This window comes from Alteromonas sp. S005, from assembly GCF_036864475.1.
Classification (GTDB): Bacteria; Pseudomonadota; Gammaproteobacteria; order Enterobacterales; family Alteromonadaceae; genus Alteromonas.
Genome location: NZ_JAZETN010000005.1, coordinates 170,312 through 192,947, shown reverse-complemented (window position 1 = coordinate 192,947; position 22,636 = coordinate 170,312). Strand labels below are relative to the sequence as shown.

Genomic DNA, 22,636 nt, shown 5'->3' with positions numbered 1-22,636 from the left:
ACTTTAATGTTTGTGCACAGAAGCGTGTGCAGAACACTCTGCTTAATAGTTTAATGTTGAAACGCCGAGAAACTACCCTGACACGGGAAGTTCTCGGCGTTTTAGTTTGTGCATCTGCAACAAAATACTTCCGCGCATAATTACGCTCGTACCATTTAAGATAAGTAGCGGCCAGCTTTGGCTTAATGGCATTGTTAGGCCAAACAATAAAGTGCTAACGTCTTTTATCAATATATTGCGAAACAGCGCAAATGACAGCGACCCCACTTTTTGTCTGCGCTGCAGTACAAACCACTGGTGCAGTGAACCTTGAAATAAGATAACGGTAACGACCAGCATTAAGGTATTTGCGCCAAGCTGTGCAAGCGTTGGGAAAGGGCGAAAAGCAATGGAAAGTGTGCCGCCAATGAGAGCTAGCAGGGCAACAGCGGCAACGTAACCTGAAATTTTAGTACGCCTGTGCTGCCATATTTTCCAAATGATAATGAGCGTAAGTATGAGCGCGCCAAATCGTGTCCACACCAAATAATGGTTGAATGGCTCGACTGAAATACCGAAAAGGAAGATAGAGAAGAACGCGAAATAGCTAGAGCCAAACTGGTTAAGTGACAGACTGTGGTTAGCATCGTCACTTTCGCTAGAAACGGGCACGTGAAAGCGCGTCATGGCCTTAATTTGTGACCATAATCCTAACCATGTCAGTAAAAACAGCGCGGCACTGGCAAAGCCTAAAATGTGGTAAAGCACCCAATTTGCTCCACGTTGAAAATGTTCTAGCTCGTGAATGCCCCAGTGTATCACAGGACTGGCACTGTTCTGGCATGTTCTGACATATGGCATGCAAACAATCACTATTAACAAAGCACTGCAGCAGGGGCTAAAGGTGTTATCGTTTTTTCGGTATCGATGACACCCAATATGTTTTCAAAACCGGTATTGAACTAGCAAGGAGGTTTATTTTGGCATTGCACTCAGTTTCTTCATCAACCCGCCAGCTAGCGGTAAGCGACAAAACCACAACGCTGTTATTTGATCACGACGGTACCCTTATTGACTCAGAATCCGTACATTTTGACCTGTGGAAAGACATTTTGCTGGGGTACGATGTTGAATTAAGCGAGGATTTTTATTGTGAAGTGATGGCGGGTATTCCAGTAAAGCAAAATGCTGTCGATCTCGTCGAACATTTTAATATTGATGTAGCGCCGCAGGTGCTAGCAGAGCAAAAACACAAAAGCATTAGCGACTACTTAGATAAGCAAGCTTTTCCCTTAATGCCGTTTGCTAAAGAAACCATTGAACATTGTGCAAACAAAGGTTACACCATTGGCATTGTGACTGGGGGAAGTAAAAAGTCGGTGGAAAAAACCTTATCTCAGTATGGTTTAAGTGCTTATATTTCTTGCGTGGTTGCCGTGGAAGATGTCGAAAACAGCAAACCAGCACCTGATTGTTACGCGCTTGCAATGGACAAGCTAGGAAAAATACCCGGTGAATGTGTGGCAATTGAAGACACGCAAACCGGCATGACAGCGGCACTTGCTGCAAACCTAGCCTGCGTTGTGATACCCACGGATTTGTCGAAACATCATAACTTGTCTGGTGCCACAGTGCGGTATACAAGCTTGAAAGACTGGGTGGACTGCGAACTCGTTTTTTAGCGAATGCGGTGGAGGTTAATTGCCGACTTGTCGTGCCACTTGTCACTGGTGGCGCGAAAATAGATAACGTAGTATAACCAGCACGTTAGGGCGTAACTTTCTCTGTTTTACAGCAAAGAACGCCAGAGGCGCTAACTTATTTTTTATTCATTGTTATGACAGGTACAGCTGATTTCTCATGATTTTGCGTAGCGTAAAATGGCTTTTGATTACTCTTGCCATCATTGTTGTTCTGCTTGTAGTAAGCGTTGCTACGATTACGGTTTTGGCTGTGCAAAAAACGCCATTAGTCGCATCGACAGCGCCCACACAGCTAGATGGTGCTGATAGCGTTAATGAACTCCTCGGTCAGCTGCAACAGGCGTTTTCTCGCCGAGAAGAAGGCCATCAAGTTACGCTCACCGAAACCCAAGTCGAAAGCTTAGTGGGTGTGTTACAGCGTGCATTACCTGACTTTAAGGGCGTAGTGAATATCACGCCGTTGGCGGGAACCATTAACGTCACTTACGCTATCAACAATACGGGGTATTATGTAAATGCGTCAGCACTAGTACTGCCTGGAGATAGCTTGCGTATAGAGCAAGTCCAAGTTGGCGACTTAACCATTCCGGGTCGTTTTTTACTTGGGTTTTTAGAGCGTACGGTGAACTCTTATACGCAATCAGAAATAGCCACCATTGCGTTATCGCGGGTTGAACGTGTGACCATGAGAAGCGGTGAACTTACCCTTGATGTTGGGCGTTTAGATGAGCTGCTAAGCGAGTTAAACGTGGTGGCTTCTAATATGTCGGTAAGCGAACAAACCGAGCTTCAGCAGTTATCTGCGTACTATTTACGGTATTTGTCTGGTAGAGAAATAGCCTTATCAAATAAACCGGTATCCCTTATTGAATACTTGCGCGAAGGGATGGCGCGGGCGAGAGAGCAAAGCCAAACCCCTCAAGATGCAGTACTGCATAATAATGCGGTAATCCTCGCTTTAGCGGTTTACGTTGGGCATCATCGTGTTGGGACTCTGGTGGGCGACATACAGCCAGATTCCGAAAAAGCGTTAAAGCCTCGCAGAGGTGCTGTGCTGCACAAGCGCAACGATTTGGCTCGTCACTTTATTATTTCTGCTGCATTGGAATTGTTGGCGGAACAAGGCATGTCCCTAGCAATTGGCGAGTTTAAAGAACTCATGGACCGCGGTAATGGTGGCTCTGGCTATAGTTTTGTCGACCTGGCAGCTGATATGTCGGGTACTGAGTTTGCAAAAGTTGCGACCCATCCAAATACTGCAATGGAAGTGCAAAACGCGATTGCGCGCATTCAAAGTGAGCTTGAAATCATCCCGCCTATCGATGGGCTGCCTGAAGGCTTAAGTAAGCAAGCGTTTACCGAACAATATCAACGGGTAGACAGTGAAGCGTACTTAAAAGAAGTCGAGGAAATTAAAGGCCGAATTCGCTTACTGCCGCTTTATCAAAAAGAAGCAGTAAGGCGTGAGAGTGCGCCGTAAGTGAGAAGCTAGTTCAAAAAAGCCCGCAAATAAAGCGGGCTTTTCGTTATTAAATTTAGTACGAACTAGCTTTTAGATAGAGATTGCTGAAATTGCGCAATGGTCACCAACGCTAATTCTATCTTTTTAACCAGTGGCGCCAGAGCTTGTTTAGCCGCATCGTCATCCAGTTCTTTTAGCGCTTGCCAGTCGCTGGCAATTTCTTGTACATACGGACCGAATCGTTTGGCTGATGTGGTAAACCCGCTGTCATCAGCAAACACTGCTGCAAACTTACCTTTTTGATCGCGCTGTAAATTATCTAATATCTGGTCAGCATCAACAGCTTTGCGGTGTAACGTTTGAATGGTTTCCTGAAGTTGTTGATGAACAGCTTGCATCTCTTGGCTTTGTTGCATGATCGCGCCTTTTGTTTCTGAGTGTTAAGTGTACGCATTACCCGCACACTTTATGTTTACGTATAAATCCCGTGGCTATCATTGTTGCCACAATAAATGCCACTCGGTAAATAATGATTAAAGTTTCGTCTTTCAAGGCCGATAACCTAAAGACTGTTGTAAATTACGAAGCTTGTTGGTTACGTAATGCACAACACGCCGTAAAGGTGGGCAATTCTGCCCATTTTTTTACTTTGCTACAAGCAACAAAGGAAAATGGTATGGATCTACAAGGTACTAGTGCCTCTGGAACGTCCGGTGCGTCACTTGAGTTGGCCTCTCTTAAGTTGGCTAAAAGCCAACAAGAGCAAGAGGGACAAGCGTCGCTTCAGTTGCTGGAATCAGCTTCTGACGTACCAAAATCGTCATCTTCAAACCCCGCGTTAGGCGCCAACGTCGATACCTTCGCGTAAGTTAGGGATGCAACTTTAAGTCGATAGGCGTTTTGCCGGGTTGACCGCCAATTTCTCTCACCAGTTTTGGCACCAAAAAGCCCGGCAGGCGCTTTATCGCTTCTTCCATAATTGCTCGGCCTTTATCGTCACTCACATAAAAGTGGCTCGCACCCTGTACTTTATCTAAAACGTGCAAATAATAGGGTAACACTCCGGCTTCAAACAGCGTTTCGCTTAAATCACTAATTGCATCGGCAGAGTCATTTATTCCTTTTAGCAATACCGATTGATTGAGCAAGGTGACGCCTTTTTCTCGCAATATATTTAAACGCACTTTCAACGTTTCTGACATCTCATTGGCGTGGTTTGCATGCAGCACTAATACTTTTTGAAGCGGCAATGCGCTAAACCATTCAACAAAGTCATGGCTAATTCGTTCTGGTAGCACTACCGGCAGACGGCTATGAATACGCAGGCGTTTTATGTGGGCAATAGCGGCAATTTCGTTGGCTAGCCACGACAGATGATCGTCTTTTGCCATCAGTGGGTCGCCGCCTGAGAAAATCACCTCATTTATTTGGCTGTTATTACGAAGGTAATCAAGCACATCAAGCCATTGGTGTTTGCTTACCGCATTATCGGCGTAAGGAAAATGGCGGCGAAAACAGTACCGGCAGTTTACCGCACAGCCGGTGCGAACCATCAGCAACACGCGAGAATCGTATTTGTGCAATATGCCTTTGCCTGCTGTATCGTGCTCGTCTAACGGATCTTCGCTATAGCCTGGTGATGTTAGAAATTCGTCGCTGAGCGGCATAACTTGTAAAAAAAGCGGGTCGTGTGGATTGCCTTTCTCCATCAGTTCCACAAAATGTCGTGGAACACGCATAGGAAAAAATCGGCGCGCTTTAATATGTTGGGCGTATTTTTCTTGGTCTAAACCTAAGTGTTGCAACAGCTTTGCAGGATCGGTAAAGCTACTTGCTAATTCTTTTTGCCAGTTATGCTCTACAGAAATCGGTTTTTTAGGTATTATTTGTTCCACGAAACTTTTTGTACCTTATGTTTAGACAGAGGAATTATGGCTAATTACAGCACTAACGAGTTCAAAGGCGGCCTGAAAATCATGCTGGACGGCGAACCTTGCAACATTCTAGAAAACGAATACGTAAAGCCGGGTAAGGGCCAAGCGTTTAACCGCGTAAAAATCCGCAAGCTTATTTCAGGTAAAGTTTTAGAGAAAACTTTCCGCTCAGGTGAATCAGTAGAAGGCGCTGACGTAATGGATACGGAGCTTGCCTACTTGTACACCGACGGCGAATTCTACCACTTTATGAACAACGATACATTCGAACAAATCGCTGCAGACGAAAAAGCAGTGGGTGAGAATAAAAAGTGGTTGGTAGAGAACGACGTTTGTACCATTACATTGTGGAACGGTTCACCTATCACGGTTACGCCACCAAACTTTGTTGAGCTAGAGATCACTGAAACTGATCCTGGTCTTAAAGGTGATACAGCGGGTACAGGCGGTAAGCCAGCAACGCTGAGCACTGGTGCAGTTGTTCGCGTTCCTCTATTCGTTCAAACCGGCGAAGTTATCCGTGTAGATACGCGCTCTGGCGAATACGTGTCTCGCGCACAAAAATAGTATCTGAGACATTCTGTTTACGTGTAAAGCCGGTGCCTTTGTGTACCGGTTTTTTGTTTTAGCTATTCTTCTTAGGTTTGGACACATGCAATCTTGGCAGCCTACTACCACTCATGAAGCGCGTGTTGCGCGAGCAGAATTACTCAGAACAATACGTGAGTTTTTTTACGCACGAAACGTTCTAGAGGTAGATACGCCTTTACTTTCAAACGGTACGGTTACCGATGAGCATTTAGACGCGTTCGATACACAATTCAATTTTGTCTCGTCGGGGAGACCCGCTAAGCTGTATCTTCAAACGTCACCTGAATATGCCATGAAGCGGTTACTATGCGCTGACAGCGGTAGTATTTATCAAGTGTGTAAAGCGTTTCGCCATGAAGGGGAAGGCCGCTGGCACAACCCTGAGTTTACCATGCTAGAGTGGTACCGCTTGGGCTTTGATCATTTTGCATTAATGGAAGAGGTCGACGCTTTATTGCAAGAAACACTGGCGACAGCTCCAGCCGACAAGATGACTTATCAGCAAGCTTTTCAAACCTATTTGAACATTGACCCATTAACTGCTGATGACGACATGTTACTAAAGGCAATGAAAGAGCAGAACATAGATATTCACGCGCCGCAAAGCCTCAGTTATGACAGCAAACTACAGCTATTATTCAGCTATGCTATCGAGCCCAAAATAGGCATCGAAAAGCCGTGTTTTATTTACGACTTTCCTGCTTCTCAAGCAGCGCTTGCAAAGCTAAGCTCTGATGACGAACGCGTTGCCGAGCGATTTGAGGTGTATTACCAAGGCGCTGAACTCGCCAATGGGTTTAATGAGCTCAGTGCAGCACAAGAGCAGCGACTGCGTTTTGAAACGGATAACAGAAAGCGCGAAGAACATGGCCTTCCCACTAAGCCTATTGATGAGAACTTCTTAAGTGCACTTGATGCAGGTTTGCCTGCCTGTGCCGGTGTGGCGCTGGGCATCGACAGGCTGTTAATGCTTAAAATCAATGCGAAGCATATTCAAGAAGTGATCAATTTCACAGTGAGTAGGGCTTAGTACCTTCGTGCCCAATAAGCTATGAATTTCTTAAACCCTGGGTTTCAGTAGGGCGTCCGATTAAATTGCAAAAACATAAGATTAAGTGAGTAAAGTAGCGGTTGACAAGCAATGGGTAATGGATAAAATGTTATAACATCACTATATAATGTTATAACATCCCCAGAGGAATACCCATGAAAATGCGTTCGCTGCTAAGTTTGTCCATAGCGGGGCTGTTAAGTGCGCCTGTGTATGCCACCACAGTAACGGGAAAAGTCACCGACACGGCAGGCCAACCTGTTGCAGGGGCTGAAGTAAAAATCGAAGGCAGTCGCCGTGTAGCATACACCGATGCAAATGGTATTTATCGATTTGATGATGTAAAGCAGCCACATATTCATTTACATGTTTATTCTTCAAACTACATTCATGGTGATAACGACTTAGGCGACGTAAATACGGATCAAAATGTAGACTTCGTTTTAAAGCCTGCATCCGTCGAAAATATCGTAGTTACCGCCAATGCGCTTCAATCATCAGTACTGGAATCTGTTACGCCAGTTACCGTAATTGGTGCGGAAAAATTACGTAAGATAGAAGCGCCAACTTTAGGCGAAACCCTCAAAAACGCGCCTGGTGTGCACAGCACTTATTTTGGCCCAGTTTCAAGCAGCCCAGTTATTCGCGGTAACGATGGCCCGCGCGTAAAGATTGTTCAAAACGGTTTGGATGTATCTGATGTATCTCGAGTAAGTCCAGATCACAATGTCGCCACCACACTTTCAAGTGCAACGCAGGTGGAAGTACTTCGCGGTCCTGCAACGCTTCAATACGGTAGTGGCGCTATTGGTGGTGTGGTGAACGTGGTTGACAAACGTATTCCTCAGTATCAGATAGACGGCGTAGAAGGCGAAGCTGAAACTAGCTATAGCACAGTGAATAACGGCTCGTATACCCGTGCAGATGTAACGGGTGGCAGTGGCAATATTGCATGGCATGTCGACGGATTTTATCGCGATACAGATAACGCGGATATTCCGGGCTTTGCGTCTATCGATCCCGATGAGGATGAACCAAACGGTGTGCTAGAAAGCAGCGCAATGGAGACGCGTAACGTCGTTGCAGGTTTATCTTACGTGGCCGAAGAAGGCTACTTCGGTTTCGCTGTGGAACAACTCGACAACAAATATGGCGTACCTGGCTATAGCCATGCTCATGGTGAGGAAGAGCATGAGGGCGAAGACCACGATCTTGAAGAACATGATCATGAAGAACACGCTGAAGAAGGCGTGTTACTTGATGTAGATATGACCCGTTATCAAGCAGCCGGTGAGTGGCATTCACCCTTTGAAGGAATAACTAACCTTAAATTTGCCGCAGCTTACACCGATTACGAACATGCTGAGATTGAAGACGGTGAGCCAGGCACGGTATTCACAAATGAATCGAGCGACATTCGCCTGTCTGCTTATCACGAAGAAGTGAACGGCTGGCACGGCGTATTCGGGCTACAGTTTAATCATAGCGATTACAATGCCGTGGGCGAAGAAGCCTTTACCCCAGCTAATACTACATCGAGCTACGCACTTTATCTTATAGAACAAAAGAAAGTAGGTAATGTAACCTTTGAGCTTGGTGGCCGACTAGAGCGAACGACATTAGATGCTGATGCCAGCGAAGTGGAACTTGACGTATTGCATGATGAGCATGAAGGCGAGGAGCATGCTGTTGCTTTCAACTTCCCTGACTACGACTTTACCAGCCTATCGCTTTCAGCGGGCGCTAACTGGGAATACCAGGAAGGTCACTCGGTTGCCGTTACGTTGTCACGCAGTGAGCGTGCGCCTAGTCAGCAAGAACTTTTCTCTGCTGGCCAGCATTTAGCAACCCAAAGCTACGAAGTGGGTTTAGTATTTGATATGGATGAAGAAGGCCATATCGAAGAAACACTTAAAGGCGTAAAAGAAGAAGTTAGTACCAACCTAGATATTACTTTCCGTAAGTTTACCGGTAGCTGGGGCTATAGTGCGTCTTTCTTCTACAATCAGGCAGATGACTATATCTTCCAAACAAGCACAGGCTTAATTGCGCTCAGCGAGCACGAAGAACACGATGAGCACGAAGAGGAAGGATTAGAAAGCGAGCACGAAGAACATGGACATGATGAACACGGCGATGAAGAAGGCTTGCCTATCTATTACTTCCAACAAGCTGACGCTGACATTTGGGGCTTCGAAGCAGAAACTTACGTTGATTTATCAGACACGCTACGTTTAACCGTATTTGGTGACTATATCCGCGCAGAAATAGAAGACGACAACCTTCCGCGCACGCCGCCTATGCGCTTTGGTAGTGAATTAAGCTACGTGAACGATGGTTTAAGTGCTGACGTGGGCTTTACGTGGTACGACGACCAAAACGACGTTGCGTCATTTGAGACTGCAACCGACGGTTACATCTTGGTTAACGCAAGCGTGCAATATGAATTTGGCACACAGGGCATTGACTGGGTAGTGTTTGCGCGCGGTGAAAACCTAACTGACGAGGAAGCCCGTGTTCATACATCTTTCTTAAAAGACCAAGCACCGCTTCCAGGTAGAAACTTTACTATGGGTGTGAGAGCGTTGTTTTAATTAAACAACTCCACTGCGGTATACAAGGCGATGTATTGGGGCTCTCAGTACATCGCCTTTTTTTATACTAGGGGAAAGTGGTCAGTACGATTTTTTCCAGTTGAATAAACTGCAAAGATAAACATGCTTAAGATGGTAAACGTCGAGCGGTTGTGAAGTAGAGGTGAAAATGAATGAAATAGCGAATTGGTTAAGTACGCAAACCGAAAAACACATGGTGTTAGGTTACGGAAGCTTACTAAGCAAAAACAGCCGAGAGCGCTACTCCAACATTTTTACACAAGGGCTCCCTGTGACGGTTTTTGGCTTCGAAAGGGCATGGGTGACGCGTAGTCTTCATGAAAAACAGACCTACGTTGGCGCCGTGGTCAATGCGCATAGCAAATTAAACGCCCAACTTATCCCAACACAAATTAACCCTGCCTTACAGGAGAGAGAAAAAGACTATCGGTTTGTCGAAGTAAGCGCTAAAGCACTCAATTTTCATCAACACAAGGGGTCTGAGTCTCTAGACGATGTGCTTGCACAATTTACCTTTTGGATTTGCGAAACACTCGATTGTGCACAGGCAAATGACGCCTATCCTGTACATCAAACGTACGTAGATACATGCTTGAGTGGATGCTTAGAGCACGGTGGTGCAGAGGAAGCCGAGCGGTTTATCGTCCATACATCGTTGTGGGAGCACCCAAGAGTAAATGACAGAGCGGACCCAAAATACCCTCGCGCGGCAGCGGTGAACCCAGATCACCTTGAGCACATAGACAGGCTTCTATCAAAGGAATATTGTTTGCCTTAAGTCTTACTTCTAGCTATATATTAGCCTGCAGAGGTACAAAACTAGCACTACATGCGCGTCATAAAAACTTTGCCAAAAGGACTAGTGTGAACACAAACACCGCTATTTTTACAAACGATAAAATAACGCTACGGCCACTGACTTATAATGATAAACATTGGGTGCTCGCTCTGCAGCAGGACCCGCTATGGCTAAAATTCATTGGAAGTAAGAACGTTAATACAGTGGACGATGCGTGTGATTACATTGGCAAAACGAATGCGCAGCGCGAAGAGTGGGGGTATGGCCTGCTTGCTGTTGAATTAACCAAAACCAAACAACCGTTAGGGGTTTGTGGTCTCTTCAATCGCTTTGCATTTGAATGTCCAGATTTAGGCTTTGCCATGCTGCCTGAAGCAAGAGGTAAGGGTATATGTTACGAGGCATGTCAGTGTGTTATTGCGTGGTCTGCGTCTAAGGGCTATCGTTTTTTAACAGCCATGACGCACCCAGAAAATATGGCGTCGCAGAAGCTTTTACAGCGCTTAGGATTTAACAAGCAGGGCTTTTACTTCGACAAAACCTTCCCAAAACAGCATTTGTTCAGGTTGGAATTACAGCCATAGAGCATTGCTCTTTATGGCTGCTTGTATCTGTTAATCGCTATAAGGGCGGTAACACGGTCATCTTTTTAATAATGATCGGCTCAATGGGTACGTTATTCGCGTTAAGGCGAATCGAATATTCAGTTTCTACTTCCGACATGGCATCAACAATATCTTCGCCTTCAACAATTACGCCAAAAACCGCGTAGCCCCAGTCTCTTCCGGGGTTTAAGCTGCTGTTGTCATTCACGTTGAAGAAAAATTGTCGGTTTGCGGTATGCGGGTCACCTTGTCTTGCCATTGCAATAGTGTGCAGATCGTTAGTCAAACCGTTACCAGACTCATTGAAGATATCTGGAAAGTTCGACTTGCCGTTGAAGTCAGCCGTATAACCACCACCTTGCACAACAAAACCAGGCACGATGCGGTGAAAAATGGTGTCTTCGTAGGCGCGCTTATCAACATAACGAAGAAAGTTATTTACGGTAATTGGCGCACGTCTTCTGTCCAGTTCAACCACAATATCGCCCATGGTGGTTTCTATTTTCACCCGAGGGTAATAGTTATCTGGCTGAACCTGAGACCCATCGTCTTTCTTGGCCATAACGGGTGAACTGCTGCCTATTAGCATGATAGCGGTCAGCAGTGATAAAAGTATTTTCTTCATAAAAATGCCTTTAAATGTTTTCCTTAATTCGCGCATGTTTTTTGATCGCTTATCGTTTTGCAGTGCCTAAGATAACGAACTTTTTGTCACTCGCAAGTACCTTAGCGCCACCAAACAACTTTTTAAGTTTAATGTGATAGTCGAGGTGTCGGTTACCAACCACCACTAAGTGACCGCTTTTAATAAGTACGTCCCGGGAATCAGTGAACATTTGCCATGCAATATGGTCAGTGATTGCGTTTTGTTGATGAAACGGTGGGTTACACAGAATTTTGGTAACAGCAGGTTTATTCTCTCTATTGATTAATGTTTCAAGGCAATTACTTGCAACAAACTCACATTGATCAATTTTATCCGGGAAGTTGTTGAGCACATTGAGTCTGGCACTTTCTAACGCCATATAGGACTCATCCACAAATATTACTTTGGCATCAGGGGCAAGAGAAAGGGCATTAACCCCCAGTACTCCGTTGCCGCAGCCTAAATCTACCACCACATCATTAGCGCTCACCGTCATATGTTCAAGCATAATGCGAGCGCCTATATCTAATGACTGTCGGGAAAACGTATTCGCCAGATTGTCTATAGTTAACGCCATTCCCATCGTACTTTTACACTGCCAGCGCGTCGGATAGGGCGAGTCAGATAGTTTTATTGACTCACGAGGCGAAGCGAACACAAGCCGCGATTTCTTCTTGGCAAGGGACGTGGTGGTGGGGCCAATATATCGTTCAAATAGGTTGAGTACGGATTTTGTGATGGTCTTCACTTTACCGGTTGCGATAACACGCGTGTCAGGTGTTATATATTTTTGTAAATCAATAAGCTGCTGTTCAAGAAGTGCAAGGGCGCGGGGGACCTTCAGCACAACAAGACTCGGCGCCTTTTCTGGCTTAAACGTTAAGCTTTGCACGCTAGTCAAGGTTTTCAGCGGCGCGGTTAGCAGGCCGTTTTTATTGCTCGTTTCTGCATTACCCAGTAAATGATTGGCTTTTAAATTCTCAGAGAGTGATCGCAAAGATATGTAGGAGTCAGATACCCAGTAAGGTGCTAAGTGCGAAAACCAACAACCTAACGCGCCGAAATCGTCGTTAAAAATCATCATTGAGCCATCATTGTCACCACTGCCAATTGAAAGCGACGCTTCACTTAATAAGCTCTCAATGTGCTCAATAACGAGTTCATCAGCGCTATCCCATGCTTGAAGGCTTATGTGCTGGTGCTTTTCAGGGTAGCGAATAAGCGAGAATTGTCGGTCGGCAAAAATAAATTCTGTATTCATTGGAATCTGTTTTCAGAGAAGGCTCAAAGCACTCACATACTTTTGGGAATGCCTAGTTGGTTTGTGTTCGCGTTGCCTATCTTATCATATCAGCTACGCGGCTCTAGCCATTAACGTGTTATTCTTATGCAGTGCGCTGTTGGTGGTAACAATGTACTGGTTGCAGAATCACTTTTAAATCTCGCAGAAAAATCCACATTAGCAATGCATGCGTAATTAAGGTGTAATTGGGGGAACTTCAAAGGTGTGTTTAAGCACTTTTGAGATCAAGTGCCCATAGCCAAAATTTAAAATCACCGGAAATATCATAGTTACGCATGCAGTTTTCTCTTTTCGAGACGTCAGAAAACAATAGCTCATCTCATAAGCTGCCGCTGTCAGAGGGCGATGTCACTTATTTTCCTCAGGCGCTATCAAAAAATGATGCAGATACTTTTTTTGAGTTACTGAAGGCCGAGTTACCCTGGCGTCAGGACTCGATCAGATTGTTTGGCAAGCCGGTAAAAATTCCCCGCCTTCAGAGCTGGCACGGCGATGACGATTGCACCTATACCTATTCGAATTTAACCATGTCGCCAAATCCGTGGACGAACAGCCTTTTAAGCATTAAGGATTGTTGTGAAGCGTTATGTGCTGCAACCCAAAATACAAAGTTCAACAGTGTGTTAGCGAATTGGTATCGTGACGGACAAGATAGCATGAGCTTTCATTCAGATGATGAGCCTGAGTTGGGTATAAACCCGGTTATTGCATCCGTCACCTTAGGTGAAGCAAGGCCCTTTGTTTTTAAGCACAAAGAAACAAAGGAAAAGTATACGCAGGTGCTTGAGCACGGCAGTGTATTAATTATGGCAGGAACAACACAAAGTCATTATGTGCACGGTATTGCGAAGACGGCTAAGCCTATCGGTGGTAGAATTAATCTTACATTCCGACATCTTATTCACAGAACAAGGTAAGCCAAATGCAAGTAAAAGCGTTTCTGGAAACTACGATTGAAGCTGCACTTAATCCGAGTTTTCTCGAGGTTGTAGATGAGAGTTTTATGCACAATGTTCCAGAAGGGGCTCAAAGTCATTTCAAAGTAACGGTAGTGAGTGATGCCTTTGAGGGTAAGCGCTTAATAGCGAGACACAGAGAAATTAACGGTCTTGCGGCTGAAGCGCTGCAGGGGCCTGTTCATGCGTTGGCACTTCACACGTATACGCCTACAGAGTGGGAAGCTCGAGGTGGGCAATCTATGGTATCGCCAAACTGCCTAGGTGGTAGCAAGCACGACCAATAACGCTCTTTTTGTACTAAATGGAAGTAGATTTATGACAAGCAGTGAAACAAAAAACAGCGGCGCGCTAGCCTCTTACTTAGACATCATTAAAACACCCTCTATTCAGGTGTTACTACTTGGCACCGGTTTTTTGCTTATGATGTTGTTTGTCTACATGGGCGTGCTGACTACGTTTGACAATGCGTTATTCAATGTAATTAGCGAAGCAGGCAATGTATCGGGTTGGAAAGAAGACGCGCTTCGCGATATCACCGCGTTAGGCAGTAATACGGCACTTATCTTTGTCACGATTTCAGTTGCCGGAGCCTTGGCGATGGCCGGTGAAAAGAAAAAGGCACTGACTTTTTTGATTGCTGTTGCCGTGGGGATCGCAACGACTTTCTTACTCAAAGCTGGCATCGACAGGCCTCGTCCTCCGCTGCCCATGCAGGATGTAAGTGTGTATACACAAAGCTTCCCCTCTGCACATGCTACCTTATCTACGCTTGTTTATTTCTATATCGCCTATTTGTTAACGTACTTCACGCAAAACGCTTCAGTAAAAGTGTGGATCTACATGGCAGCCACCTTTCTTGTATTTTGTATTGGCTTAAGCCGCATTTTATTGGGCGTGCATTGGCCTAGCGACATTATTGCAGGGTGGTTTGCTGGTGGCAGTATGGCTGCCTTTTGCTTTTATATCATCAAGTGGAAACGCAAACTGCGTATAAAAGACGAAGGTTAAACGTGCAAGAGCTCAAACGGCTAGGCGACATTATTAAGCGGGATCCTTTTCGCATGCGTTGCCTTCGCGCTTTGAGAGCGCTCGATTTACCGCAAGGGTACATTGGTGCTGGATTTGTTCGAAATGCCATATGGGATGAGTTACACGCAAGAGCGACACCAACTCCGCTTAACGATATTGATGTGATTTACTTTAGTGGTGAAATTAATCCGCCGCAAAGTGTTGCGAGTGCCGATAATACATTGGAATCAGTACCTCAACCGCAAGCTTACTCACCAAATTCTGCAGCTGCTAAACCAGGGCTGAAAGCACAAGAACAAGCCATTGAACGCGAGCTAGCGCGTATGGTTCCTCAAGCTAATTGGCAAGTTAAAAACCAAGCGCGTATGCACGTAGCTCACGCGCACGCTCCCTATCAAAATTGCCAAGACGCTATTTCGTATTGGATAGAACGAGAAACCTGTGTTGCGGTTCGTCTTTTAGCCAATGATGATTTAGACATACTCGCGCCATTTGGTTTGGAAGCAAACTTCGCCGGCACCATAAGTATTAACCCAAAATATCCAAGACCCGAAGTTTTTAAACAGCGACTTGCTTCTAAGAATTGGCTTACTGTTTGGCCTTTGTTGACTTTAGTTTCTCCTTAAGAGCTAGAACGCGCTTAATTAAACTAGAAGTGACTCAATTGAGAGTAGCTACCTTTGAGCAGTAGTCTTTGTTGTAATATTTACTATCTTAGCGGCAATAGCCGCTATGGTCGTATTTTCGCTCATAGCTTGTTTTTGCAGTCGACGATACGCATTATTTTCGCTTAATCCGAATTGCTCCATTACTACCAGTTTTGCTCGCCCAATCAGTTTTTGTTCCTGTATTGCACGCTTGGCCTCTTCGAGCTCCCGACCCATATCTTCTATGTGTTGGGCCTGTGAACGCAGTAAATCATAAAAAGAGCGGTGAGCAGATAAAGTCTTCGTTTGCTCGTTAAGTGATAGCGTTTTGATTTCGTCTTCTTTGGTGTCTTCCGCGAGCCCAGGCATACTTGGATCGAACAATAAGGTGAGCGGTGAGCCATCAGTAGCGTGTTCATCATTGAAGCGCGTAAGCAACTGCTGATGATTGGCCATCTCATTTTTTGCATCGGCCACTTTACTGTTAGCTTGCTGAGTAAGGGCCTCAGTGAGCGCCACTTCGATAGTCTGCATTGCATCCATTCGACGTGTTGCTACATCAAACCAAACTTCCGATATTTCTCCGGCAATCGGACTGCCGTCACCAAGCTGTGCAATCATATTTCTAAGCTGTGTAATATCGATTGCAGCAGGGCTTTTGTTTAACGCTTCTAGTGCTTCTTTATGCGGTTTACAGCTAAACTCACAGAATATACTGAAGTGATGTTCTTGTGCGTGCTGAAGTGCGGCTAGCTTTTCACAAAGGCGAACATCGAAATGAGTTTCTGCGAAACCAATAGCGCCCCACGCCCGCTCTTGCCCCGCGTATTCTTTTGCCTGCATAAAATTGAACAGAGCAACCAGTAAGCGGGTTATTGTTGGGTCGCTTGCAATATCTGCTGCTTCAAAGATAACAGTAAGTAAACTGGCCACTAAGCGACTATATGCTCGGGTGGATTCCAGTGGTGTCAGCAGCTGCTTGCTTACTTGTTCTCTCAGTCTGGGCAGGTAGTCCGTCGCCTGCATAGCAAGTGTAATGCTGCTCAACAACCGCGGGTTACCCGTAGTGATTTCATCTGTCAGGTAGAGGGACTTTAAATGGCTTTTTAACAAAGACTCCGCTTGTTCGCTAGCACCGATATACTGCATTCGCTCAACACTATAACGTTCGCCCTTTGAAGCAAGAAAGATGTTGCTGGCCCCACGTTCTTTTTGCAGTTCATGAATAAGCTCACGAACCGCAATTACAATTCGACAATTACTAGATAATTGCTCAAGCACAGTTATTTCGGCGTGCTTTGCCGCTAGCAAAAAGCGCTTAGTAGCGTCGCTACACAGCGCAATGGTCTGTTCTGGTTCATGAAGCATATTAAGGCCTGCTAATCTTTGGTACACACGTTTCGAATTTTTTCTTGATGAGTGCATCTATTGGCGAAACGATTTTTTGAAACTCTTTGCTTTTAGCCCCCTGGACTCAGCAGAGCAATACGTCTACCAAGCAACACTTATGCCCTGTTTATTAGAATTGATGAAGATAAGCGTTAGCGTGAACAAAAACGCTCGGAGTGCTGACATTTCGCGGCATGTGGTGTGACTGGAATTTTTACTTAAGGTGACTTTATAAGGGGGGACGGGAAGGTTAGCGGCGTTAAGAGGGAAGTTGAGAGGCAAGAGGCTGCGCCAAAATGGTGCAGCCTCGCAAACTATGTGGTTTTGCTTTCCAAATTAGTTTCTGACTACGCGAAGAAACCAGCCTACAAACAGCGATATTAAGAAACCGAAGAAGGCAATCATTGTGGTGATGGTTAGCATTTGTCCTGAAAAATCAGCATTCTCGCCTGTGTGCTCGCTAACCAGCATTCCTGATGCTTTAAAGATGAACAATGCCGCTACAGAAAATAGTAAAATAACGGCGGTCGACATAATAGTGGCTTTCCAATAAGCCTTCGGCGACATCCAATGTATAGCGCCTGCCACTAGCACGCACAAAATGGTCAGAATATAAGGTACCACTTTAACTCCTCGTTGAATAAGACTTGTGCCTTATTGCGACGTCTTATCGTAGCCCCGTATTAGAAATCGAAGCGCATTGAACGACGCGGTGAATAAAAACCTTTATACGATGCCATGTACGATGCAATTTGTCAGCATTCGCTATTAAATTAAGCCCTGAGGCCTTACATGAAAAATTGACAAGCTCACAGTATTAGAAATGGTGCAAAGAGCCTTGTGCTTATCACGTAAGCGCCAAGTAGTTTGGACGGGGGCTTGTTGATCTTTGCTGTACATCAACGTTCAACAGGCCGTAGTAACAATCTATTAAAAGATTTTAAGCAACAATGGTGATAGAATCGCCGAAAAATTCTCCTACCCACTTGGTGTTCTGCTGTAACGCAGTGTACGCCACGGTAGGTTGTTGTGTTTAACATCCTAGCTTCTGAGAGAACATGTTCGATTTAATTACCAGTAAAGACAGCAACGTTAAAAATGACGTGCTATCAGGTATTACCGTGGCGCTTGCCTTGGTTCCTGAAGCCGTTGCATTCGCATTTGTAGCCGGCGTAGAACCAATGATTGGTCTTTATGCGGCTTTCATGATGGGCTTAATCACTTCCGCTATTGGTGGCCGACCAGGAATGATTTCTGGTGCTACCGGCGCCATGGCCGTTGTAATGGTGGCACTGGTTGCCCAACACGGCGTGCAGTATTTATTTGCCGCGGTTATTTTGGCTGGATTACTGCAAATATTGTGCGGTATTTTCAAGCTCGGAAAGTTTATCCGCTTAGTGCCGTATCCGGTAATGCTTGGCTTTGTAAACGGTCTTGCTATCGTTATTTTCTTAGCTCAGTTAGGTCAGTTTAAAGTCACCAACGCTGCTGGAGAACTGCAGTGGATGGAAGGTACACTGCTGTACTGGATGCTAGGGCTTGTAGCGTTAACCATGGCCATTATCTATTTACTGCCTAAGCTCACAAAAGCCGTTCCTGCCTCGCTAGTAGCGATTGTTACGGTAACCGCATTAGTACACGGCCTCGACTTAGAAGCACGTACGGTAATCGACTTTGTTCGTGACTTGCTACCGGCTGACCAGCGCGACACTGCAACACTTGCAGGCGAGCTTCCTAGCTTCGCTATTCCTATGGTTCCGTTCACTTGGGAAACATTTATGATAGTACTACCAACCTCAGTAATTCTTTGCTTGGTTGGTCTTATTGAATCGCTTCTTACTCTTTCATTAATTGATGAAATGACCGATACCCGCGGTCGAGGTAATAAAGAGTGTGTTGGCCAGGGCGTTGCAAATACGGTTAACGGATTCTTTGGCGGTATGGGCGGTTGTGCCATGATTGGTCAAAGCATGATCAATATAAACTCTGGCGGCCGTGGTCGCTTATCCGGTATTACTGCCGCACTTGTACTATTGGGCTTCATTCTATTTGCTGCACCGCTGATTGAAATGATCCCGCTTGCTGCTCTTGTTGGCGTAATGTTCGTAGTGGTTATCGCTACCTTCGAGTGGGCGTCATTCAGAATTATTCGCGGCGTAAACAAAGAAGATGCCTTTGTGCTATTTCTAGTAACAGGTGTCACGGTTATTGCCGACCTTGCCATTGCGGTGGTAGTGGGTGTTATCGTTTCAGCCCTTGTATTTGCATGGAAACACGCCCGTCATATCGAAGCGAAGTCGCATATTGATAACGACGGCTGGAAAGTCTATGAGCTAGACGGCCCGCTGTTCTTTGGCTCGGTAACCCATTTCAAAGACTTGTTTGATATCGCTAACGACCCAGAAGATGTAGTTATCGATTTTAAAGACTCTCGTATCTGGGATTCATCAGGTATCGACGCACTAGATACCCTTGCAGATAAATACGAAGAGCAAGGTAAGAAGCTACACATTCGCCATATTAGCGATGAGTGTCGCTCACTGCTTCGCAAGGCCGACAAATTTGTTGAAATTAACGTAGTCGAAGACCCTCGCTACCGTGTAGCAACGGATAAACTGGCCTAATTTATTTGATAGTTCTTAATGCACCAAGTGAACACAGGTTTGCGTTTGTTTGGTGCAGTTTTGAAGTCTGAATAATACCTGTTTTTTAGTAAATCAAATAAAAACAACGGATTACGGTTTTGGCACTGAACTTGGATAGCTATAAGCGTAAAGTGTGTTTTGGTGATTTGTGTCAATCGCTGAAAAATTGTGTGATTTATAACACTCCGTAAAATGTGTTAGTTAGAGTATGCTGGTCTTAAGTGTCAGTACTAGCAAAATAGGCAACGAAGCCCGCATCAACGAAAGTTGAAGCGGGCTTTTTTTTGTCCCGAAAAAAGGGGAATATCATGACTTCATTGGACTCAAAAACGCAAATTGTCGTCGTAGGCAACGGCATGGTGGGGCACCATTTTGTTGAACAGCTTCACCAAAGCGATGCCAATGTAGAAATAACCGTTTTATGCGGCGAATCTCGCCTCGCATACGACCGCGTTTATCTGTCATCATTTTTTAGTGGCGCGAGTGCTGATGACCTAGCGCTTGCTACACCCGCTCAGTACGCCGAATGGGGAATCAATGTCGTCACCAATGCTTTAGTTACCGATATTGACCGTGACAATAATAAAGTCACGACTTCAGAAGGGCAGGTGTTTAGCTACGACAAGCTGGTGCTAGCCACGGGCTCATACCCATTTGTTCCACCTATTCCAGGCAACGATCAAGAGCATTGCTTAGTGTATCGCACCATTGACGACCTACTCGCCATTGAAGCGTCAGCCGCGGTGAGCAAAGTTGGTGTTGTCGTTGGCGGCGGTCTTCTAGGTTTAGAAGCCGCGAATGCCCTAAAGCAAGCTGGGCTAGACACTCACGTAGTAGAATTTGCGCCTCAGCTTATGGCAGTGCAGCTAGACCAAGCTGGTGGTAACGTGCTTAAAGACAAAATTGAAGATTTAGGCGTTACGGTTCATACCCAAAAGGCCACCCAAACTATCGAGGCCGGTGATACCTGCCGCTATAAAATGGTGTTTGCTGACGGCACTGCACTAGAAACTGACATGATTTTATTTTCTGCTGGTATTCGACCTTCCGACCAGCTCGGCAGAAAGTCAGCGCTAACACTGGGTGAGCGCGGCGGTATTGTTATTGATAACCACTGCGTGACGTCTGACCCGAACATTTACGCTGTGGGTGAATGTGCGCTGTGGGATAACAAAATCTTTGGTCTTGTTGCACCTGGCTACACCATGGCACGCACGGCCGTAAGTCATATTACAGGTGGCGATGCCGAGTTCGCTGGCGCAGATATGAGCACTAAACTCAAGCTAATGGGCGTAGAAGTGGGCTCAATTGGCGATGCCCATGAACGCACAGACGGAGCGCTTAGCTACACGTACTTAAATCAGCCCGAGGGCGTGTATAAAAAGCTGGTGGTAGATAGCGAGCAAAAGTACGTGCTTGGTGCTGTACTCGTTGGCGATACCAGCGACTACGACACGCTCCTACAGTATGCACTTAATAATATTGAATTACCTGAACACCCAGAAAGCCTAATTCTGCCCTCATCCGATGCTGCACCGGCGCTAGGTGCCGATGCACTGCCAGACACCGCGTCTATTTGTTCATGCCTAAATGTGACAAAGGGCGATATTGTTTCAGCCATTGAAGGCGGCTGTTGTAGCGTTGGCGATGTAAAAGGTGAAACTAAGGCCAGTACAGGTTGTGGAGGCTGTGCCGCTCTACTTAAAAATGTGGTAGACAGCGAGCTTGAAAAGCGCGGTGTGGAAGTATCGAAAGCCATTTGTGAGCACTTCAATTACACCCGACAAGAACTCTTTCACATCGTTAAGGTAAACGGCATTCGCACCTTCGACGAGCTACTAGAGCAGCATGGTGAAGGTCTAGGGTGTGAAATTTGTAAGCCCGCTGTCGGCTCAATTTTAGCCTCGGTGTATAACGACTACATTCTTAAGGCTTCACATCTTCCTCTGCAAGACACCAACGATATCTACCTTGGCAACATGCAAAAAGATGGCACGTATTCCGTTGTACCGCGTGTACCTGGTGGCGAAATAACGCCTGAGAAGTTGATTCTGCTAGGTGAAGTGGCAAAAGAATACAACCTGTACACCAAGATCACAGGTGGTCAGCGCATTGATTTATTTGGAGCGCGCGTAGAGCACTTACCTGATATCTGGGAAAAACTGGTCGCTGGTGGTTTTGAAACCGGCCACGCCTACGCGAAGGCACTGCGTACTGTGAAATCGTGTGTGGGCAGCACCTGGTGCCGTTACGGTGTTCAGGATTCTGTTGGCACTGCCATTGATTTAGAGAATCGTTACAAAGGCTTACGTGCACCGCACAAAATTAAATTTGCCGTTTCGGGGTGTACCCGTGAGTGCGCAGAAGCCCAAAGCAAAGACATTGGCGTTATTGCTACCGAGCAAGGCTGGAACCTGTATGTTTGCGGGAATGGCGGCATGAAGCCTCGACATGCAGACCTGTTTGCCACCGACCTAGATACCGAAACCCTTATTAAGTACATCGACCGCGTGCTGATGTTTTACGTGAAAACGGCTGATCGCTTACAGCGTACATCGGTGTGGATGGACAACTTAGAAGGTGGGTTAGCTTACCTGCAAGACGTTGTGATAAACGATGCTCTTGGCATTAATGGTGAGCTTGAAGCACAGATGGATGCTGTGGTTGATGCTTATCAGTGCGAATGGAAAACCACCATCGAAAACCCAGAGTCGCGCAAGCGTTTCCGTCAATTCGTAAACAGCAATGCTAGCGACACCAATATTCAGTTTGTTTCAGAGCGAGGCCAGGTTCGCCCAGCTACTGAAGCTGAAAAAGTAGCAGGTAAAGATCAGTTCATTCCTGTCTCTATGGTATAGCCACTGGCTTATCAACCCTGTTAGGAGAATCAAATTATGTCAGCAGCGCAAAATGTAATGGCGTCAGAACCACAGCAAGTGCAATGGCACTACGTTTGTGAGACGAACGACTTAGTGACAAACAGTGGGGTTTGCGCCCTTGTCGACTCACAGCAAGTGGCAATTTTCAGTTTGAAGATAAACGGCGAAACTCAGGTTTTCGCCATTAGTAACTACGACCCTATTGGTAAAGCAAACGTACTCTATCGCGGGCTTCTAGGGTCGATAGGCGGTGCACCTGTTGTTGCTTCGCCTTTATACAAAGAGCATTACTTTTTAGAAACCGGGCTGTGTAAAGAACACGACGATGTTTCCGTCACGGCTTACGCTGTGAAGGTAGAGGGCGAAAAGGTTTTTGTGGGCGTTTAAGCAAACTGTCTTT

22 protein-coding genes are annotated in these 22,636 nt (G+C 45.7%); 15 read left to right on the top strand and 7 right to left on the bottom strand.

Annotation, left to right across the window (positions count from 1 at the left end; translation table 11 throughout):
• Positions 1–72 precede the first annotated feature (72 nt).
• Positions 73–747: a hypothetical protein gene (locus tag V7R55_RS08835; protein ID WP_278347008.1), complete on the bottom strand. Its 675-nt coding sequence runs from the start codon at positions 745–747 to the stop codon at positions 73–75.
• A 212-nt stretch (positions 748–959) separates the two neighbouring features.
• Here V7R55_RS08835 and V7R55_RS08830 point away from each other — a divergent pair, with 212 nt between their 5' ends.
• Together V7R55_RS08830 and V7R55_RS08825 are read left to right on the top strand one after the other, a co-directional pair.
• Positions 960–1,661, top strand: a complete 702-nt coding sequence (locus tag V7R55_RS08830; RefSeq protein WP_039224464.1) for an HAD family hydrolase — start codon at positions 960–962, stop codon at positions 1,659–1,661.
• Positions 1,662–1,839: 178 nt separating this feature from the next.
• Positions 1,840–3,162 (top strand): hypothetical protein, encoded by a 1,323-nt coding sequence (locus V7R55_RS08825; protein WP_278343986.1) that lies wholly within the window; start codon positions 1,840–1,842, stop codon positions 3,160–3,162.
• Between the two features lie 65 nt (positions 3,163–3,227).
• Here V7R55_RS08825 and V7R55_RS08820 read toward each other — a convergent pair whose 3' ends face one another.
• Entirely contained in the window at positions 3,228–3,560 is a 333-nt protein-coding gene (locus V7R55_RS08820) for a hypothetical protein (RefSeq protein WP_083648647.1), read from the bottom strand.
• A gap of 260 nt (positions 3,561–3,820) precedes the next feature.
• Between V7R55_RS08820 and V7R55_RS08815 the strand changes: the two genes are divergently transcribed.
• Positions 3,821–4,012 carry a hypothetical protein gene (locus V7R55_RS08815; protein WP_044556911.1) on the top strand — a complete coding sequence of 64 codons (192 nt, stop codon included), beginning with the start codon at positions 3,821–3,823 and terminating at the stop codon, positions 4,010–4,012.
• A gap of 1 nt (position 4,013) precedes the next feature.
• Here the strand turns inward: V7R55_RS08815 and epmB are convergent, their stop codons facing one another.
• On the bottom strand, positions 4,014–5,039 hold the full coding sequence (gene epmB, locus V7R55_RS08810) for an EF-P beta-lysylation protein EpmB (protein WP_156077876.1): 1,026 nt from the start codon (positions 5,037–5,039) through the stop codon (positions 4,014–4,016).
• Between the two features lie 36 nt (positions 5,040–5,075).
• Between epmB and efp the strand changes: the two genes are divergently transcribed.
• From efp to V7R55_RS08785, 5 genes are all read left to right on the top strand, one after another.
• Positions 5,076–5,645: an elongation factor P gene (gene efp / locus V7R55_RS08805; protein ID WP_014975647.1), complete on the top strand. Its 570-nt coding sequence runs from the start codon at positions 5,076–5,078 to the stop codon at positions 5,643–5,645.
• A gap of 85 nt (positions 5,646–5,730) precedes the next feature.
• Positions 5,731–6,699 (top strand): elongation factor P--(R)-beta-lysine ligase, encoded by a 969-nt coding sequence (gene epmA, locus V7R55_RS08800; RefSeq protein ID WP_334059142.1) that lies wholly within the window; start codon positions 5,731–5,733, stop codon positions 6,697–6,699.
• Positions 6,700–6,875: 176 nt separating this feature from the next.
• Complete coding sequence (locus V7R55_RS08795) at positions 6,876–9,314, top strand: TonB-dependent receptor (RefSeq protein WP_334059141.1); 2,439 nt, start codon at positions 6,876–6,878, stop codon at positions 9,312–9,314.
• A gap of 169 nt (positions 9,315–9,483) precedes the next feature.
• The gene (locus tag V7R55_RS08790) at positions 9,484–10,113 is read left to right on the top strand and encodes a gamma-glutamylcyclotransferase (RefSeq protein WP_202941205.1); all 630 of its coding nucleotides are present in this window, start codon (positions 9,484–9,486) and stop codon (positions 10,111–10,113) included.
• 86 nt (positions 10,114–10,199) lie between these two features.
• Positions 10,200–10,718, top strand: a complete 519-nt coding sequence (locus tag V7R55_RS08785) for a GNAT family N-acetyltransferase (protein WP_202941204.1) — start codon at positions 10,200–10,202, stop codon at positions 10,716–10,718.
• A 37-nt stretch (positions 10,719–10,755) separates the two neighbouring features.
• Here the strand turns inward: V7R55_RS08785 and V7R55_RS08780 are convergent, their stop codons facing one another.
• Together V7R55_RS08780 and V7R55_RS08775 are read right to left on the bottom strand one after the other, a co-directional pair.
• The gene (locus V7R55_RS08780) at positions 10,756–11,364 is read right to left on the bottom strand and encodes a peptidylprolyl isomerase (RefSeq protein WP_014975652.1); all 609 of its coding nucleotides are present in this window, start codon (positions 11,362–11,364) and stop codon (positions 10,756–10,758) included.
• 49 nt (positions 11,365–11,413) lie between these two features.
• On the bottom strand, positions 11,414–12,646 hold the full coding sequence (locus tag V7R55_RS08775; RefSeq protein WP_014975653.1) for a methyltransferase: 1,233 nt from the start codon (positions 12,644–12,646) through the stop codon (positions 11,414–11,416).
• Between the two features lie 317 nt (positions 12,647–12,963).
• Between V7R55_RS08775 and V7R55_RS08770 the strand changes: the two genes are divergently transcribed.
• Genes V7R55_RS08770 through V7R55_RS08755 form a run of 4 tightly spaced genes read left to right on the top strand, consistent with a single transcriptional unit; the run spans position 12,964 to position 15,302 of the window.
• Positions 12,964–13,605 carry an alpha-ketoglutarate-dependent dioxygenase AlkB family protein gene (locus tag V7R55_RS08770; protein WP_039219952.1) on the top strand — a complete coding sequence of 214 codons (642 nt, stop codon included), beginning with the start codon at positions 12,964–12,966 and terminating at the stop codon, positions 13,603–13,605.
• Positions 13,606–13,610: 5 nt separating this feature from the next.
• Complete coding sequence (locus V7R55_RS08765) at positions 13,611–13,931, top strand: BolA family protein (RefSeq protein WP_014948226.1); 321 nt, start codon at positions 13,611–13,613, stop codon at positions 13,929–13,931.
• A gap of 31 nt (positions 13,932–13,962) precedes the next feature.
• Positions 13,963–14,655 (top strand): phosphatase PAP2 family protein, encoded by a 693-nt coding sequence (locus tag V7R55_RS08760; protein ID WP_014975656.1) that lies wholly within the window; start codon positions 13,963–13,965, stop codon positions 14,653–14,655.
• 2 nt (positions 14,656–14,657) lie between these two features.
• Positions 14,658–15,302, top strand: coding sequence for a nucleotidyltransferase family protein (locus tag V7R55_RS08755; protein ID WP_334059140.1), 645 nt, complete (start codon positions 14,658–14,660; stop codon positions 15,300–15,302).
• A gap of 48 nt (positions 15,303–15,350) precedes the next feature.
• Here the strand turns inward: V7R55_RS08755 and V7R55_RS08750 are convergent, their stop codons facing one another.
• Both V7R55_RS08750 and V7R55_RS08745 read right to left on the bottom strand, forming a co-directional pair.
• Entirely contained in the window at positions 15,351–16,691 is a 1,341-nt protein-coding gene (locus tag V7R55_RS08750; protein WP_334059139.1) for a nitrate- and nitrite sensing domain-containing protein, read from the bottom strand.
• 357 nt (positions 16,692–17,048) lie between these two features.
• Positions 17,049–17,336: a hypothetical protein gene (locus V7R55_RS08745; RefSeq protein ID WP_014948232.1), complete on the bottom strand. Its 288-nt coding sequence runs from the start codon at positions 17,334–17,336 to the stop codon at positions 17,049–17,051.
• Positions 17,337–17,770: 434 nt separating this feature from the next.
• On the opposite strand from V7R55_RS08745, the gene V7R55_RS08740 reads away from it, so the two are divergent.
• The 3 genes from V7R55_RS08740 to nirD all read left to right on the top strand — a co-directional run bounded on the left by V7R55_RS08740 (position 17,771) and on the right by nirD (position 22,623).
• Positions 17,771–19,336: a SulP family inorganic anion transporter gene (locus V7R55_RS08740; RefSeq protein WP_334059138.1), complete on the top strand. Its 1,566-nt coding sequence runs from the start codon at positions 17,771–17,773 to the stop codon at positions 19,334–19,336.
• Between the two features lie 329 nt (positions 19,337–19,665).
• Positions 19,666–22,215 (top strand): nitrite reductase large subunit NirB, encoded by a 2,550-nt coding sequence (gene nirB / locus V7R55_RS08735; RefSeq protein ID WP_334059137.1) that lies wholly within the window; start codon positions 19,666–19,668, stop codon positions 22,213–22,215.
• Between the two features lie 36 nt (positions 22,216–22,251).
• Complete coding sequence (gene nirD / locus V7R55_RS08730; RefSeq protein ID WP_014975661.1) at positions 22,252–22,623, top strand: nitrite reductase small subunit NirD; 372 nt, start codon at positions 22,252–22,254, stop codon at positions 22,621–22,623.
• The last annotated feature ends 13 nt before the right edge of the window (positions 22,624–22,636 follow it).

Bases quoted from the DNA above. Each gene is read 5' to 3' on its own strand.
- V7R55_RS08825 (WP_278343986.1), top strand. From the start codon at position 1,840: ATGATTTTGCGTAGCGTAAAATGGCTTTTGATTACTCTTGCCATCATT.
- V7R55_RS08820 (WP_083648647.1), bottom strand. From the start codon at position 3,560: ATGCAACAAAGCCAAGAGATGCAAGCTGTTCATCAACAACTTCAGGAA.
- V7R55_RS08815 (WP_044556911.1), top strand. From the start codon at position 3,821: ATGGATCTACAAGGTACTAGTGCCTCTGGAACGTCCGGTGCGTCACTT.
- efp (WP_014975647.1), top strand. From the start codon at position 5,076: ATGGCTAATTACAGCACTAACGAGTTCAAAGGCGGCCTGAAAATCATG.
- epmA (WP_334059142.1), top strand. From the start codon at position 5,731: ATGCAATCTTGGCAGCCTACTACCACTCATGAAGCGCGTGTTGCGCGA.
- V7R55_RS08795 (WP_334059141.1), top strand. From the start codon at position 6,876: ATGAAAATGCGTTCGCTGCTAAGTTTGTCCATAGCGGGGCTGTTAAGT.
- V7R55_RS08790 (WP_202941205.1), top strand. From the start codon at position 9,484: ATGAATGAAATAGCGAATTGGTTAAGTACGCAAACCGAAAAACACATG.
- V7R55_RS08780 (WP_014975652.1), bottom strand. From the start codon at position 11,364: ATGAAGAAAATACTTTTATCACTGCTGACCGCTATCATGCTAATAGGC.
- V7R55_RS08775 (WP_014975653.1), bottom strand. From the start codon at position 12,646: ATGAATACAGAATTTATTTTTGCCGACCGACAATTCTCGCTTATTCGC.
- V7R55_RS08770 (WP_039219952.1), top strand. From the start codon at position 12,964: ATGCAGTTTTCTCTTTTCGAGACGTCAGAAAACAATAGCTCATCTCAT.
- V7R55_RS08765 (WP_014948226.1), top strand. From the start codon at position 13,611: ATGCAAGTAAAAGCGTTTCTGGAAACTACGATTGAAGCTGCACTTAAT.
- V7R55_RS08760 (WP_014975656.1), top strand. From the start codon at position 13,963: ATGACAAGCAGTGAAACAAAAAACAGCGGCGCGCTAGCCTCTTACTTA.
- V7R55_RS08750 (WP_334059139.1), bottom strand. From the start codon at position 16,691: ATGCTTCATGAACCAGAACAGACCATTGCGCTGTGTAGCGACGCTACT.
- V7R55_RS08740 (WP_334059138.1), top strand. From the start codon at position 17,771: ATGTTCGATTTAATTACCAGTAAAGACAGCAACGTTAAAAATGACGTG.
- nirB (WP_334059137.1), top strand. From the start codon at position 19,666: ATGACTTCATTGGACTCAAAAACGCAAATTGTCGTCGTAGGCAACGGC.
- nirD (WP_014975661.1), top strand. From the start codon at position 22,252: ATGTCAGCAGCGCAAAATGTAATGGCGTCAGAACCACAGCAAGTGCAA.